Genomic DNA, 15,162 nt, shown 5'->3' on the forward strand with positions numbered 1-15,162 from the left:
GCCGACCTCACTCCACCCGCAGACCCGCCCGCCCGAGCACCCGCCTCGCCTCCCTGAACCGCTCCTCGCCGTCGGTCGCGTACAGCGACGGGAGCGCCAGATACCGCCTTCGCGTCGCGCCGTCGGCGTCGTACACCACGAGCAGGCGGGGTTGTGTGAGCCCTTTCATCCCGCGATTGGTCTCCACGACGCGCACGTCCGCTAACGGAATGCGACTCGCGGCGGTGTATCCCCGAACGACGCGGCGATAGATACCGAAGAGAGCGATGAGCGCGATGGCACCGAACGCGGCGAGCGCCGGCCAGCCGAACGGGTCGCGGAGCAGACGCGCGAGCGACCACAGTCCGTACGGCACGACGAACGTCACCGACAGGAAAGCGACTTTCCCGAACCACCCCGCCGACCAGTAGTCCTCGTAGAGGTTCCGGTAGTAGCCCCAGTACGAGGACTCGACGTGGAGGTAGGTGTCGTCGACGAGACAGCGGCCGTCCTTGATTCGAAACGACTCGACTCGCGGCCACTCGGTCTCGGCCGACTGCGGACGCGCGCCTGCGGCGTCGGAGGGCACGACGCGGAGTTGTTCTTTCTGTGACTTGAACGTTCGTTCGGGAGGACGGCCCGCCGAACGCGACCCTTCGCCCGGCGGTGACGGCCGGCCGAACGCAACCCTTAGCAACGCCGGCGGGAAAGCCCGACCATGCGCGACCACTTCGAGATACGCGACGGGGACGCCGCCGGCCGAATCGGCGAACTCGACGTCCCCCGCGCGGGCGTGACGGTCGAGACGCCGGCCCTGATGCCGGTCGTCAACCCCAACATCGTCACGGTGTCGCCCGCGCGCCTCGAGAGCGAGTTCGGGGCGCAGATTCTCATCACGAACTCCTACATCATCCACAAGAACGACGACCTGCGCGAGGAGGCCCTCGAAACCGGCCTCCACGAGATGCTCGGCTTCGACGGCGCAATCGTCACCGACTCGGGGTCGTTCCAACTCGCCGAGTACGGCGAGATTTCCGTGACGACCCGCGAGATTCTGGAGTTCCAGTACGACATCGGGACCGATATCGGCACGCCCGTCGACATCCCGACGCCGCCGGACGTCTCCCGGGAGCAAGCCGAAGAGGAACTCGCGGTCACCGAGGAGGCCCTGCGCGACGCCGAGGCGGTGGATACGGGCGAGATGCTGGTCAACGCGCCCGTGCAGGGGTCGACGTACCCCGACCTGCGCGAGGAGGCGGGCCGGACGGCGTACGCGACGGAGTTGGACGTGTTCCCCGTCGGCGCCGTCGTCCCCCTGATGAACGCCTACCGCTACGACGACATGGTCGACGCGGTGGCGGGCGCAAAGCGCGGACTCGGCCGCGACGCGCCCGTCCACCTGTTCGGCGCGGGCCACCCGATGATGTTCGCCCTCGCCGTGGCGATGGGCTGCGACCTGTTCGACTCGGCCGCCTACGCCCTCTACGCCCGCGACGGTCGCTACCTCACCGTCCGCGGCACCGAACACCTCGAGGACCTCGACTACCTGCCCTGTTCGTGCCCCATCTGCGCCGAGCACTCGCCGAACGACCTGCGCGCGGCCGAGGGGGAGGAGCAGGAGCGACTCCTCGCCGAACACAACCTCCACGTCTCCTTCGAGGAACTCCGGCGCGTGAAGCAGGCCATCCGGTCGGGGAACCTGCTCGAACTGGTCGAAGAGCGCGCCCGGTCGCACCCGGCGATGCTCGACGGCTACCGCGCCCTCCTCGACCACGCCGACCAACTCGAACGCGAGGACCCCGTCTCGAAGGGGTCGTTCTTCTACCTCTCCGGAGAGAGCGCCCGCCGCCCGGAGGTGCGCCGCCACCGCGACAGACTCGACCGGTTGGACGTCTCGGGAACGGTGCTGCTCACGCAGGGCGGGGCGCCGACGGGCGACCGCTTCGACGCGGCGTGGCGCGTCCTCCCGCCGTTCGGCCCGTTCCCGCGCGCCCTCTCGGAGACGTACCCGCTCACCGCGCAGGTGCCCGAGCGGACCGACCGCGCCGCCCGCGAGGCGGCCGCGGAGGGCGTCGCGCGACTGGCCGAGGCGAACCCCGAAACCGAGTTCGTCCTCGCCCACGACGGGTGGCCCGAGACGGCCCTCGCCCGCGTTCCCGACGGCGTCGAACTGGAACCGCTCGACGGGGTGTCTCCCGACGGCGCATCCCCCGACGACGCCGACGAGACGGTCTGAGGCCCTCTTTGCGCCGGATTCTCACCCTCTCCGACATCTTCGGTGGGCTTAGGTGGTGTGCGCGAGTTATGAGGGACAATGGAGGCCGTCTTGTGGTACGTGCTGACGGGGACGCGCGGCGGAGCGAACCGCGCGCGCATCCTCCGGACGCTCGACGAACGGCCTCGCAACGCGAACCAACTCGCCGAGGAGTTGGACCTCGATTACAAGACGGTCAGACACCACCTCGACGTGCTGATGGACAACGACGTCGTCCAACGGAGCGGAGACGACTACGGGGCCGTCTACCTGCCCTCCCCGCGGGCGCAGTCGAACTGGGAGACGATAGAGGAGATTCTGGAGGGGATGGAGTGAACATGGTCAGATTTGGGAAAGTGTATTTAAACGGCAACCGGCTAGGGAGAACGAATGAGCATCTGGGTTGACGTCGCGCGCGCCGCCTCAGCAGTCAACATCCTGTTACTGCTGGCGCTCGCGTACGTCTGGGGCCGCAACTACCTCCAGTTCCGATCGAAGCACCCGCTGGGTCTGCTCATCTTCGCCTCGTTCCTCATCGCGCAGAACGCCCTGGCGCTGTACATGTACCTCGTCGACCCGACGCTCTCGGGGTGGTTCAGCACCGCCGTCCCCGTCATCGTCTGGCGACTGATGATGCTCCTGCACGTCTTCGAGACGGCCGGCCTCGTCTTCCTCGCGTGGATTACGTTCGACTGACGCGCCGACTCCGCTCCGCCAGCCCCCTCCGTTTTCCCCGTCCGCTCTTCCTTTCCGCCGGATGCCGCGTTTCTCTCGACGACTCTCGGCCGCGGAGACGCTTCGTCGGTCCTTCTGACACCGGAAAACGGTCGGAAGGGGGAGGGATTTGGGTGAGAGTCCGGAAAATCTTCTTTTAAATATCGTCCGCCGGTTGGGGTATGCAACGCGCATTAGCAGTGTTCGCGGCGCTGGTCGTTCTCGTCGGGGGCGTCCCGGCGGGCGCGGCGGCACAGCAGTCGTCCGACGCGACAGTATCGTTCGCCGCCCAACCGTCCGGCGGGTCCACCGTCGTCGTCGAGAGCGTGACGCTCTCGGAGGGCGGGTTCGTGACGATTCACGACGCGAGCGTCACCGAGGGCAACGTCCTCGGGAGCGTCGTCGGCACCTCCGCGTACCTCGACGCGGGGACGCACGAGAACGTCACCGTCCACCTCGACGAACCCCTGACCGAGTCGGGCGCGTTCGTCGCCATGCCGCACCTCGACACCGACGGCGACCGCGTCTACGACTTCGTCGCCGACAACGGCGAGACCGACGGGCCGTACACCGCCGACGGTGAACCCGTCGTCTCGCAGGCGAACGTCACCGTCGCCGCGACGGTGTCGATGAGCGACCAACCCACCGACGGCGCCTCCGTCGTCGTGGACCGCGTGGAACTCTCGGAGGGCGGGTTCGTGACGGTTCACGACGCGAGCGTCACGGAGGGTGCCGTCTTCGAGAGCATCCGCGGCACCTCCGAGTATCTCGCCCCCGGCGTCCACGAGAACGTCCGCGTTTCGCTCGACGCGCCCGTCGAGGAGGACGCCACCCTCGTCCCGATGGCGCACGTGGACTCGGACGGTGACATGGAGTACACCTTCCCCGAGAGCGAGGGGGAGACCGACGGCCCGTACACGGTCGACGGTGAGGCCGTCGTCGACACCGCCGAGGTGACGCCCTCGGAGACGGCGAACGTGACGTTCGCCGCGCAGTCGACCGGCGGGCAGTCCGTCGTCGTCGACAGCGCGTTCCTGCCCGAGGGCGGGTTCGTGACGGTTCACGACGCCTCCGTTACCGAGGGCGCCGTCTTCGAGAGCATCCGCGGCACCTCCGAGTACCTCGCACCCGGTCTGCACCGGGACGTTCGCGTCTCCCTGGACGCGCCGCTGAACGAGTCCGCGACGCTGGTTCCGATGGCGCACGTGGATTCGGACGGCAACGAGGAGTACACCTTCCCCGAGAGCCAAGGCGAGGCGGACGGCCCGTACACGGCCGACGGTGAACCCGTCGTCGCGCAGGCCGACGTGACCGTCTCCGCCGACGTCCACATGATGCCGCAGGCCTCCGACGGGCACAGCGTCGTCGTCGACCGCGTGGAACTCTCGGAGGGCGGATTCGTCACCGTCCACGACGCGTCGCTGTTCGCCGGCGAAGTCGAGGGTAGCATCCTCGGTACCTCGGAGTACCTCGAACCCGGCGTCCACGAGAACGTCACCGTGACGTTCGACGAACCGATTCGCGCCTCGCAGACGCTCGTCCCGATGGCGCACATGGACACCGACGGCGACGAGGAGTACACCTTCCCCGAGGCGGACGGCCCGTACACGGCCGACGGTGAGGCCGTCGTCGACACCGCGCGCGTCTCGGTGAACGCCGTCGTCACCGTCTCGAACCAGACGACCGACGGCGATGCGGTCACGGTAGACTCCGTGACGCTGGCGAACGGCGGATTCGTGACGGTCCACGACGCCTCGGTGACGGAGGGCGCCGTCTTCGACAGCGTCCGCGGCACCTCCGCGTACCTCGCGCCCGGCACGCACGAGAACGTCACCGTCGAACTCTCCGCGCCCTTAGAGGAGACGACGACCATCGTCCCGATGGCGCACGTGGACACGAACGGAAACGAGGCGTACGACTTCGTCACCAGCGAGGGCGAGGCCGACGGGCCGTACGTCGCCCGCGGCGGTCCGGTCGTCGCCACGGCGGAGGCGTCCCTCTCCGGCGAGATGTCGGGCACCGGAACGGAGATGGGTTCGGGTACCGAGATGGAGATGACTCAGACGGAGATGGCCACGGACACCTCCGAGATGACCGATACCGAGATGACCTCGGAGACGGAGACGAACGGCGGCGAGGCGACGGGCACCGACGGAAGCACGCCCGGATTCGGCGTCGCCGTCGCCGTCGTCGCCCTCCTCGCGGCGGCCCTCCTCGCGGTCCGGCGCGACTGAGCGAGACGCGGGACTCCGACTTCCGATTTTTTGACTATCACCCGCCGAGCGGCGACGCCGCTCGCGACCGCGTTCCCCGCGCCGCGGGTTCGGTCCCGGTTTCGCTGTCAGTCCGGCCCGCGCGGTCGACTCGGCGTCGGCGCGTCCGCCTCGGCTGTCACGTCCCGCATCCGGTCGGTGAAGTCCCACGAGTGCAGGCGCTCGGGCGAGATTCGAATCCGAACCTCTTCTCTCCCCTCGTCCAACAGGAACGCGCCGAGTTCGTTGTCGGTACCGCCGAGATATCGCTCCAGCAGACTCCGGAGCAGCGTCTTCCCCTCGTCGGGTTCGACGGTCGCCGTCCCGCGCCCCCGGACGCCGCGGTAGGGCGGGTCGTTCGTCGACACCTCGAAGGCCACCTCGTCGTTCGCCCGGAGGTATCGCACCACGTCGGCGTCCGCGCCCGTCGCACAGCACAGTTCGGGTTCGTCGCCGCCGACCCACTGGTACCACAGCGAGAGCATCCAGAGGCCGCCGTCGGGCGTCCGGCACGCCAGCCGAATCGGAACGGTCGCGGACCCGAGAAACGTCGTCGTCTCGTCGACCGACCAGGGACCGGTACGTCTCATGGGGAGCGGTTGGTCCGGAACTCGCAAAAGAGAGGGGGTCGGCGCGGCGCCTCGACACGCCCGGTCGTGACGCTCGGACGCGTCCCCGAACGTCCGTTCGTGGCGAGCGATGGGGTAATGGGGTAGTCTGTACACGCGCGTGCGGGTAACAAATGCTAGTCCGGCGCACGGTAGCACCCGACGGACATCGGACACCCGAGACCGGAGACGTGCCGCGTCGAGACGAGGGCGGCCGCGGGTCCCGTTCGGAGAAGGGAAGATAGTTCACCCTCCGTTGCCGAACGCGAGGTATGACCGACTACTTCGAGATTCACGGGCGCGACGGGGCCGCCCGACTCGGCGAACTCCGCCTCGCGGAGTCCGTGACGACGCCCGCCCTCGCCGACGAGGTGACCGCGGACGCGGGCAGTCTCTGGACCGCCGAGCGAACGCTCCCCGAGGGCTCCGAGGACGTGCTCACGGTGCTGCCGCATCGCTCGTTCCCCGCCGGCACCGACGAACGAGTGCAGGAGTCGTTCGCCGTCGACCCGCCGGACGTCGAGTACCCGAGCGCGTCGGTCGTCTCCTCGGAGACGGCCGCCGACGCCGGTGCGGACGCCTACATCCTCTCGGACGCGGGCGGGTTCGTCGGCCACGCCGCGGCGTTCCGCGAGGCGATTATCGGGGCCAAGGCGGCGCTCCCGGCCGACACGGCGCTGTACCTCTCGGGCGTCGCCACCCCGCGCAACGTCTCGACGCTCGCCTACGCCGGCGTCGACCTCGTGGACGCCAAACTCGCCCGCGTGAAGGGCCGACAGGGGATGTACCTCACCACCGAGAGCGAGTACTTCCTCGAGGACTTGGAGGAACTGCCCTGCACCTGCGAGGCGTGCCGTGTCCCCCGCGAGGAGTTCACCCGCGAGGACTGCGCCGCGCACAACGTGAACGTCCTGCGCGCCGAACTCGCGACGGTCCGCCGACGGATTCGGGACGGCCGCCTGCGCGACTACATCGAGGGGCAGGCCCGCCACGACCAGTGGCTCACGGCCGCCTTCCGCGAGTTCGACCAGCAGTACGGCTACCTCGAAGAGCGGACGCCCGTGGTCCGCAACTCCGAGATATCGGCCGCCTCCTCCGATACGATTCGCCGCGTCGAGATTCAGCGCTTCGCCGAGCGAGTGACGACGCGGTACCGGAACCGCTTCGACAACCCCCTCGTCCTCGTCCCCTGTTCGGCCACCAAACCGTACAGCGAGTCCCAGAGCCACTCGCAGTTCCACGACGCCGTCCAGTTCCGCGCGCATATGGCCTCCATGACCTCGCCCATCGGCGTCGTTCCCTCCGAGTTGGAACTCACCTACCCCGCCCAGCACTACGACTCGGTGGTGACGGGCCGGTGGTCCGAGGACGAGAAGGGATTCGTCGCCACCGTCCTTCGACGGTATCTCGAACGCAACGACTACCCGCGCGTTATCGCGCACGTCCCCGGCGACGGCTACCGCGACATCTGCGAACGCGTCGACGAACGCGTCGATGTGCCGTTCGAGTACACCGTCGAGGACCACCCGACGACGACGGACTCCTTGGCGAACCTCATGTCCACCTTACAGGGCGAACTGAAGTACTCGAAGCGCGAGCGAGAGCACAACACCGTGAGCGCCATCGCCGACTTCCAGTTCGGCGACGGGGCGGGCGACGACCTGTTCGCCGACGCGGACATCGAGATGAACAGCCGCTACCCCAAACTGCAGGTCTGGAACGAGGCGGGCGAGCAGTTGGCGACGATGGTGCCGCAGTACGGCGTCCTCTCCTTCACCCTCGAAGGCGCCCGCGTCTGGAGCGAGTCGGACGCGCCGACCAAGCGCGTCGAAATCGACAACTTCGCGCCGCACGGCAGCGTCCTCGCGCCGGGCGTCGTGGACGCGGACGACGACATCCGCGTCGGCGACGAAGTGGTCGTCGAGGGACCGAAGGCGTTCGCCGTCGGCCGCGCGGAGATGTTCGGCGCCGAGATGGCCGAGAGTTCTCGGGGAGTGGCCGTCGAGGTGCGGCACGTCGAGGAGAAGTAGCGGTTCGCGGGTGCGCCCGACTCGGATGTGACCACTCTCGCACGAGTGTGTGAGTGTGTGAATAACACGCTTATATGTCTATACGGGTATATCCGGACGTGAAGCTGTCCCTCCCGACCGATTTCGACATCTTAGAGGCCCTCTCGGACGGCCGCCGGAACAGCGCGGCGAACCTCGCGTACATCATCGGCCGGGACCGCTCGTGCATCAACACGCGACTCCCGGTACTGGCGGACTACCGCCTCCTCGCGCGGGTCGGGCCGGCCCCTCGGTCGGGACTCTACGAGATAACCGAGAGGGGACGGGCCGCACTCGACCACCGCGAAGACTACCGACGCTCCGAGGCGGACTTCGAGGACCTCTTGACCGCCGAACTGAGTCCGTCGGACGACGAGGTTCCGAGCGGGTAGCACGGGTCGACTTCCGAATTCGACCGTGTCGGGACGCAGTATCCCTTTTTAACCAGTTCCGCGAACGACTTCTGTTAGCGTTCGTAGTCGGGTCGAACTCACAGCCGTTCTTCCGTCTCGCAACCGCTCCGGCGGGCGATTAATCTCTCCCGCGGTTGGGTTAGTGGTGTCAATCTACTGGTATTGAAATTGCAGCATCAGTTTATCTACTCATTAGGATATACTATTGGTATGTGCGACCGGCGCCGCTGATCTACTGGTCCCGTCGGTCACTGACGACCGTACAAGGGGGGATATGAGGATGGCCGGCGGGAGCGCATGCAGATATATACCATGTTTAAGCAGAGATTAGACCAAAACCAAGTCCGCGCCGTGACGCTCGCGGCACTCGTGATGCTTTCCGTCATCGGGGGGTCGGTGGCATTCGCGGGGAGTGCGGCGGCGGCGTCAGAACTCAACGTTTCTCCAGAACTCGCCCAGCCGGGCGAATCCGTCTCGTTGAGCGTAAGTACTGCAACTAACGACGTTATCTTCGGAGTTGACTCCGACAACAGCGGCACAATCGAAAACGACGAGATCGTCGGAACCTCTGATGGGGAATTCGATCCAACGGGCGCTATCTCGTTTACTCCCGATTCGCTCCCTGAAATCTTCGCTAGCACGGATGCAAGCTTCACCATCGCAGTAATCGAGGAAGACGGAAATACCAACAATGGAAACGCTGACATCTCGTCGTTCCTTGTTTCAGAATCTGACAAAACCGGCACGCTCGATGTCGACGGCGTCGGGCCATCCATTATCGAAACGTCTGTCACCTCGACGGACGCGAACGAGGACGGTATCTACGTCAAGGACGAAACCGTCCAGGTCACGGTGACCTACGACGAGGCAGTTACCGTCGATACCACCGACGGCACGCCGACGCTCGAAATCGCTCCGGGCACCGAAGCGTCCTACGTCAGTACCGACTCGAACAAAGTCGTCTTCGAGTACACCGTTCAGGAGGGAGATGAGACTGAACTGACGCTCGGCGAGATCAAACTCAACGGCGGCGCGATAATAGACGCCGCAAACAACAACGCAGACACGACGACCGACGCGCAGGGCATCGACGTGTCTGTCGACGCCGTCGCCCCATCCATCGACGGTGCTTCCGTCGTCTCGACGGACGAAGACGGCGTCTACGTCGCTGGCGAGACCATCGAGGTCACGGTGACCTACGACGAGGCAGTTACCGTCGATACCACCGACGGTACGCCGACACTCGACCTCGGAGACGTCTCGGGCGACGCGAACTACGCCAGTGGGTCCGGTTCCACCCAACTCGTGTTCAGCTACGATGTGAGCGACGGAGACGAGGGTAAGCTGACGCTCGGCGACATCTCGGGCGGCACACTACAGGACGCCGCGGGTAACGATGCGGACACGACGGCCAGCGCGCAGAGCATCGATGCCTCTGTCGACGCAGTCGACCCGATTAGCCCGAGTTCGATCACGGTCCAGACGAAGACACCAATAAACTCGGCCAACAAATCGGTCGTCGACATCAATGTGAACTTCGACTCCGTGCCCGAGTCGGGTACGGTGACGCTCAGAGTCACCGATGAAGACACCGGTGAAGTGACCGACACCGTCGATACCGATGGTAGCGAGTCGGTTTCGTTCACCGTCGACCTCCACAGCCTCTACGACGGCCAACTCACGGCTGCGGCGAAACTCACCGACGACGCCGGTAACGAGAACTCGTCCGGTTTCACGGCAGAGCAGACTTTCGACAAGGACACCACCGCTCCATCTGTGAGTGTTGAGTCTCCTTCCGAGAACGATGTCGTCCAGTCTCAAGACGCGATTTCGGGGACGGCCTCCGCCAGCGACATTGAGGCGGTTGAACTGAGAATCGCTAATGGAAGCAAAACGTGGAACGGTGGTGAATTCACGAGTACGGGTACGGTCGTCGGTGCGACGACGTACGACGCTCAGAGCGGCGTGTGGACCTACGACAGCAGCAGTATCGGCAGTGAAGGCAGCTACACTATCACTGCGATAGCAATCGACACCTCTGGGAACTCCCAGAGCAGTTCCGATGTGACGTACACCATCGACAACTCCATCGACACGGCGTCCATCGAATCGCTGAACGAGACGGTCGTCGCCGCCGGTGACACGATCGAGGTAACCTACAACGCGAACGACGTGAACTACGATTCCGCTCGTCTCATCGTTGAGAACTCGACCGAACAGTTCGGCTCGTACGACGCGAGCAACGGCACGACGGTGACGCAGGGTGTCTTCGCCCCGAACACGGCCGGTGAGTACACGGTCCGACTCGAAGTCAATGACACCGCCGAGAACAGCAACAACGAGTCCACGAAGAGCTTCACCGTCGACACGGCGGCGCCGAACGTATCGGGCGTGACGCTCGAAGCCGAGGACGGCGACTCGGTGGTCACTGTCGGCGACACCGTCACCGTCACCACGAACGTCTCCGGTCAGACGGACGTCGCGTCCGTCGACGTCGACGTGACGCAGTTCAACAACAGTGCGGTCACCATGACCGAAACCGACGAACCGGGCGTCTACAGCGCGACCTTCACGGTCGACGAATCGGCGATCGAAGGCGAACAGAACGTCTCGGTGACGGTCACCGACAACGTCGGCAACAAGGACGTGTTCGATTCGAACTCGCTCACCGTCGACACGAACGCGCCTTCGTTCGACTTCCTCGAGGCTCACCAGACCGATGGATTCGTCAACGTCACGTTCCACGTGAACGAGACGCTCGACACGAACTCCATCGAAGTCAGCATCCGAGACGGTTTGAACCAGGAACTCGGGACGGTCACCTCGTGGACCGAATCCGACAGCACGGACCACCTCTACGAGGGTTCCTACGAGATCGGTAACGAGGAGACGCCCTACAGCGCGAACCTCACCGCGGCGTCCGACGTCGCCGGTAACGCCGTCTCGGACCCGCTCCTGAACGACACGATTCCCGTCACCAGCGGGGTCGACATCTCCGCGTCCGGTAACGTGACCACGGTCAAAGTCACAGCCGACGAGGAACTGAAGAGCTTCGACATCGGTCTCCAGAGCGAGCAGAACCTCGCCGAGTCCGCGAAGGACGACGAGATCGCGGCCGGCGTCCGGCTCAATCAGTCGCAGTTCGACTCCAGCGCGGAGAAAGTACAGTCCGCCTACACGTACACGTACACGTACACCTACACCGTCCCGCGTGACGGCAAGTTCAACGCGACGCTCTCGAACGTGACGGCCGTCGGTGGGTCCGAACCGCACGGCGGAGTGGTCGCCGACACCGACTCCGTGGTCGTCGACACGAAGGCGCCCAGCGTCGTTGACGCCGAAATCGTCGACGCTAACGGCACGCGAACCAACGTCTCGATTCAGTTCGACGAACCCGTCTCCGTCAGTTCCCCGGGGATCAAACTCGCTGGTGAGAGTATGACGAATCTCGATAACGACGACTCCCGGCAGGACGAAGGCGTCGTGTACGTCTACCTTCCGGGCATCGTTGCGACCGGTGATGCCCCGTCGCTCTCGGTGACCGGCGGCGTCTTCGAACGCTACGACCACACCGAGAACACGAAGAACGTCGTGACCACCGCCCCCGGCGGCGACCTCGTCGACCCCCACTCCTGGACCACGCTCGACACGCACGAGTACGACCTGAAGAAGGGCGTCAACTTCGTCTCCGTCCCGGCCGAGTTCGGCTCGCTCGACATCGCGAGCTCCGAATTCGCCGACATGACGATCATGACGTACGACGACGGCGAGTGGCTCACCTACAACCCCGAGAAGCCCGGCGACGAGCAGGACTTCGCGGAACTCGAGGGCGGCCAGGGCTACATCGTCACGACCGACGCCGACGCGACGGTCGACGTGACGGTCCGGAACGAGAAGCCCGGCACGACCGCCGAAGACGCCACGCCGAGCGCGCAGCACCTCGAAGAGGGCTGGAACCTGATCGGCCACTGGCAGGAGGGCTCGCAGTCGCAGATTCAGGCCCTCGGTACGATCGGTCAGAGCGAATCGACCAACGTCTGGGAGCAGAACGTCGCCGGTTCCTACGGCTACGACGTCGCGAGCGACTTCGCTCCCGGCCACGCGTACTGGGTCTTCGTCGAGGACGACGAGGTCTACACGGCCTCCGAGTACGCCCAGAACTGAACAGCCCGCTTCCCACCCATATTTCACATAATCCATTACAATGACACAAATCACGCGACAGACGAACGGCCTCCGGTACCTCACACTCGCCATCGTAGCGCTCTTGGTGGTCGCTCCGGCGACCGCTGCCGCCGTCCCGAGCCCCCCGCACGAGGTGTTCGGTACGGTCACCGATCAGGACGGCGACCCCGTCGAAGGCGCGAGCGTCACGGTGACCGACGCTGACGGGAACAGCCACGCCGCGACGACCAACGCCGACGGCTACTACGAGATCAAGTTCCCCGCCGACGAGGGCGACGCCGGGGAGACGCTCACCGTCGAGGTGAGCGGCGAGTCAGAGACCACGTCCTTCGCGAGCGGGAGTTCCGAACGGCTGGACGTCGAAGTGACCATCTCGTCCGACGACGGGCGAGACGAGAACGGCGACGACGACGACGACAGATACTCGTCCGGCGGTTCCTCGTCCGGCGACAGTTCGTCGGCCGGCGATTCCTCCGATACGGCCGGAGAATCCGGCGATGGGACGGAGACGCCCGTCGACTCGGTGACGACCACCGAAGAGCCGTCGAGTCCCGAGCCGACGACCTCCGAATCGACGACCGAGCAATCCACCACCGAACGGCAGACGACTGAGCAGCCCGTCACCGAAGAGCGAACGACTTCGACGGGCATCCCCGGATTCGGCCTCGTCGTCGCGGTGCTGGCGCTCGTCGCCGTCGCGTTCGTCGCCGCCCGACGCGAGTAACGCGACGACTCACCTCTCGGTTTCTCGTTTTTCGCACGACGAGCGGAACGCTCGGAGTCCGGCCGTCGAACCGGTCTCTCTCTCTTCGCGCTCTACTTCACGCCGTCCGCCGTTCGAGCACCGTCCCCGCCTCGCCGACGACGACGGCCGTCGACCCGTCGCACGCGACGCCCGACAGCGACTCGACGGCGGGCGGCGACGCTCGTTCCCACCCGGCGCCGAACCGCTCGTACACGGCGTCCTCCCCGGCGGCGACGCCGCTCGTTCCCGAGACGGCCACCGCCAGTATCGGGTCCTCCGAGAGCCGTTCCGGCGTCCACCGCGACCCGTCGTACCGGTGGAGCGCGCCGTCGTCGTCGCTGAGGAGGGGGACGTCGCCGCCGGCGGTCACGTCCGTGAGGGTGCCGTTCGCACCCTCGAAGTCGAGCGACTCGAACGTCCGGCCGGCGTCGTCCGTCCGGAACACGCCGTCGTTGCTGTCGCAGACGTACCCTTCCTCGCCGCGGAGTTCGACGCCGACGATACTGGACCCGCTGCCCGGCTTGGTCGACGACTCCCACGCCACGTCGCCGTCGCGGTAGCGGCCGCGGCGGACCTGCCCGGACCCGTCCGCGAGGAGGACCGTCTCGGTTCCGCCGGCCTCGGCGGCGGCGACGGCCGCGACGTCGTTCGTGTCGTCGTCGGGGGCGGAGAAGTCGACGTGCCGGCCGGATTCGGGGTCGATTCGTCCGACTGCGCCGCTCTCGCCGGCGACCCAGACGCCGCCGCCCGCGACGGCGTCGACGCCGGTGAGGTCGTTCGACGCCGCGCCGGGGCCGTCTTCGAGGACGACTTCCCACTCGGGCCCGTCTCGACTCCCGCCGCCCGCCTCGCGGACGACGACGCCATCCTCGCCGGCGGCGTACGCCCCCGTTCCGGTCACGACGGCGTCGAACAGGTCTCCGTCCGTCGGCGCGTCGGCGACGACCCACTCGGGTTCCGGAGATGCCTCCTCGTCGTCACCCGACTCGGCCTCCCCTGCGGCCTCCGCTTCGGAGTCGGCGGGTTCGGTCGAATCGGTCGAGTTTACGGAGTCGGTCGAATCGGCCGAACGGGGAGATTCGACCGCTTCGGCCCCCGCGCCTCCCCCGGCGGCCCCCGTTTCGTCCGCGGCCTCCGTTCGGCCCGCGGTTCCGGTTCCGTTCGCCTCCCCGCCCGTCGCGTCCGTTCGCTCGCCCTCGCTCTCGTCGCTCTCTTCCGCTTCCCGCCCCAAATCCGGCCGCCTGAAGTACTGGATTATCGGCGGGAGGACGTACGCCGCGATGGCGACGGCGGCGAACGCCCGGTTGACGAACGTCAGCATCCCGAACGCCGTGAGCGCCGCCGTCGAGACGGTGTGCAGCGACGTCTTCGTGTACCGCCGGAAGAACGCGACGAATCCATCGTCTTGACGACGAGTCATTACGAGGGTGTAGCACCCGAGGCCTGTTGAGTCCTTTCGCCGTCTCGGAGGCGTCTCCGGCCCGATGGGTCGGCCTCGCCGACAACCACCTGAATATACGTGCGTTTGGTTTTATGCCGATACGGCGTACAGAACCGGAGAGATGAGCCGTCAGACGGTCGTCCGACGAACGGAGAGACAGTTAGTATTTACCTCCGCAACAGAAAGCGAAACCGAGGCATGAAACTGGCAGTTCCCACGGATTTCGATATCCTCCGCGCCCTCTCCGACGGGAAGCGAAACACGGCAGTGAACCTCTCGCACATTCTCGACCGGGACCGTTCGTACATCAACACCCGACTGCCGGTGTTGGCCGACTACGACCTCGTCGGGCGCATCGGACCCGCGCAGAACTCCGGACTGTACGCCATCACCGAGAAAGGGCGCGTCGTCCTCTCACAGCGCGACCAGTATCGGACCGACGACGTGGACTTCGACGCGCTTGTGGCGACCCAGTTGAAGACGGCTCGCTCCGACTGAATCGGGGAGGACCGCGGTCCGGGGT

The 15,162-nt window shown here is 66.2% G+C and carries 12 protein-coding genes; 9 read left to right on the forward strand and 3 right to left on the reverse strand.

The window, feature by feature from the left end; translation table 11 throughout:
* Positions 1-7: 7 nt before the first annotated feature.
* Positions 8-568, reverse strand: coding sequence for a hypothetical protein (locus NDI79_RS07935; protein WP_310927938.1), 561 nt, complete (start codon positions 566-568; stop codon positions 8-10).
* A gap of 129 nt (positions 569-697) precedes the next feature.
* On the opposite strand from NDI79_RS07935, the gene tgtA reads away from it, so the two are divergent.
* From tgtA to NDI79_RS07955, 4 genes are all read left to right on the forward strand, one after another.
* The gene (gene tgtA / locus NDI79_RS07940; RefSeq protein WP_310927939.1) at positions 698-2,215 is read left to right on the forward strand and encodes a tRNA guanosine(15) transglycosylase TgtA; all 1,518 of its coding nucleotides are present in this window, start codon (positions 698-700) and stop codon (positions 2,213-2,215) included.
* Positions 2,216-2,293: 78 nt separating this feature from the next.
* Positions 2,294-2,569, forward strand: a complete 276-nt coding sequence (locus NDI79_RS07945) for an ArsR/SmtB family transcription factor (RefSeq protein WP_310927940.1) — start codon at positions 2,294-2,296, stop codon at positions 2,567-2,569.
* 54 nt (positions 2,570-2,623) lie between these two features.
* Positions 2,624-2,929, forward strand: a complete 306-nt coding sequence (locus tag NDI79_RS07950) for a DUF8036 family membrane protein (protein ID WP_310927941.1) — start codon at positions 2,624-2,626, stop codon at positions 2,927-2,929.
* Between the two features lie 200 nt (positions 2,930-3,129).
* Positions 3,130-5,181, forward strand: a complete 2,052-nt coding sequence (locus tag NDI79_RS07955; protein WP_310927942.1) for a DUF7282 domain-containing protein — start codon at positions 3,130-3,132, stop codon at positions 5,179-5,181.
* Positions 5,182-5,288: 107 nt separating this feature from the next.
* On the opposite strand, the gene NDI79_RS07960 is transcribed toward NDI79_RS07955, so the two are convergent.
* Positions 5,289-5,789, reverse strand: coding sequence for a pyridoxamine 5'-phosphate oxidase family protein (locus tag NDI79_RS07960; protein WP_310927943.1), 501 nt, complete (start codon positions 5,787-5,789; stop codon positions 5,289-5,291).
* A gap of 290 nt (positions 5,790-6,079) precedes the next feature.
* On the opposite strand from NDI79_RS07960, the gene arcS reads away from it, so the two are divergent.
* The 4 genes from arcS to NDI79_RS07980 all read left to right on the forward strand — a co-directional run bounded on the left by arcS (position 6,080) and on the right by NDI79_RS07980 (position 13,177).
* On the forward strand, positions 6,080-7,837 hold the full coding sequence (gene arcS, locus NDI79_RS07965; protein WP_310927944.1) for an archaeosine synthase subunit alpha: 1,758 nt from the start codon (positions 6,080-6,082) through the stop codon (positions 7,835-7,837).
* Between the two features lie 98 nt (positions 7,838-7,935).
* Complete coding sequence (locus tag NDI79_RS07970) at positions 7,936-8,247, forward strand: ArsR family transcriptional regulator (protein ID WP_310927945.1); 312 nt, start codon at positions 7,936-7,938, stop codon at positions 8,245-8,247.
* An 873-nt stretch (positions 8,248-9,120) separates the two neighbouring features.
* Positions 9,121-12,432, forward strand: a complete 3,312-nt coding sequence (locus NDI79_RS07975; protein WP_310927946.1) for a beta strand repeat-containing protein — start codon at positions 9,121-9,123, stop codon at positions 12,430-12,432.
* A 40-nt stretch (positions 12,433-12,472) separates the two neighbouring features.
* Complete coding sequence (locus NDI79_RS07980) at positions 12,473-13,177, forward strand: carboxypeptidase regulatory-like domain-containing protein (RefSeq protein ID WP_310927947.1); 705 nt, start codon at positions 12,473-12,475, stop codon at positions 13,175-13,177.
* Positions 13,178-13,274: 97 nt separating this feature from the next.
* Here NDI79_RS07980 and NDI79_RS07985 read toward each other — a convergent pair whose 3' ends face one another.
* Positions 13,275-14,618, reverse strand: a complete 1,344-nt coding sequence (locus NDI79_RS07985; protein ID WP_310927948.1) for a WD40/YVTN/BNR-like repeat-containing protein — start codon at positions 14,616-14,618, stop codon at positions 13,275-13,277.
* Between the two features lie 219 nt (positions 14,619-14,837).
* Here NDI79_RS07985 and NDI79_RS07990 point away from each other — a divergent pair, with 219 nt between their 5' ends.
* Positions 14,838-15,137, forward strand: coding sequence for an ArsR family transcriptional regulator (locus tag NDI79_RS07990; protein ID WP_310927949.1), 300 nt, complete (start codon positions 14,838-14,840; stop codon positions 15,135-15,137).
* Positions 15,138-15,162 lie beyond the last annotated feature (25 nt).

The sequence above is a fragment of the Halogeometricum sp. S3BR5-2 genome, assembly GCF_031624635.1.
GTDB lineage: Archaea > Halobacteriota > Halobacteria > Halobacteriales > Haloferacaceae > Halogeometricum > Halogeometricum luteum.

Coding starts and splice junctions, on each gene's coding strand:
- tgtA (WP_310927939.1), top strand. CDS start 698: ATGCGCGACCACTTCGAGATACGCGACGGGGACGCCGCCGGCCGAATC.
- NDI79_RS07945 (WP_310927940.1), top strand. CDS start 2,294: ATGGAGGCCGTCTTGTGGTACGTGCTGACGGGGACGCGCGGCGGAGCG.
- NDI79_RS07950 (WP_310927941.1), top strand. CDS start 2,624: ATGAGCATCTGGGTTGACGTCGCGCGCGCCGCCTCAGCAGTCAACATC.
- NDI79_RS07955 (WP_310927942.1), top strand. CDS start 3,130: ATGCAACGCGCATTAGCAGTGTTCGCGGCGCTGGTCGTTCTCGTCGGG.
- NDI79_RS07960 (WP_310927943.1), bottom strand. CDS start 5,789: ATGAGACGTACCGGTCCCTGGTCGGTCGACGAGACGACGACGTTTCTC.
- arcS (WP_310927944.1), top strand. CDS start 6,080: ATGACCGACTACTTCGAGATTCACGGGCGCGACGGGGCCGCCCGACTC.
- NDI79_RS07980 (WP_310927947.1), top strand. CDS start 12,473: ATGACACAAATCACGCGACAGACGAACGGCCTCCGGTACCTCACACTC.
- NDI79_RS07985 (WP_310927948.1), bottom strand. CDS start 14,618: ATGACTCGTCGTCAAGACGATGGATTCGTCGCGTTCTTCCGGCGGTAC.
- NDI79_RS07990 (WP_310927949.1), top strand. CDS start 14,838: ATGAAACTGGCAGTTCCCACGGATTTCGATATCCTCCGCGCCCTCTCC.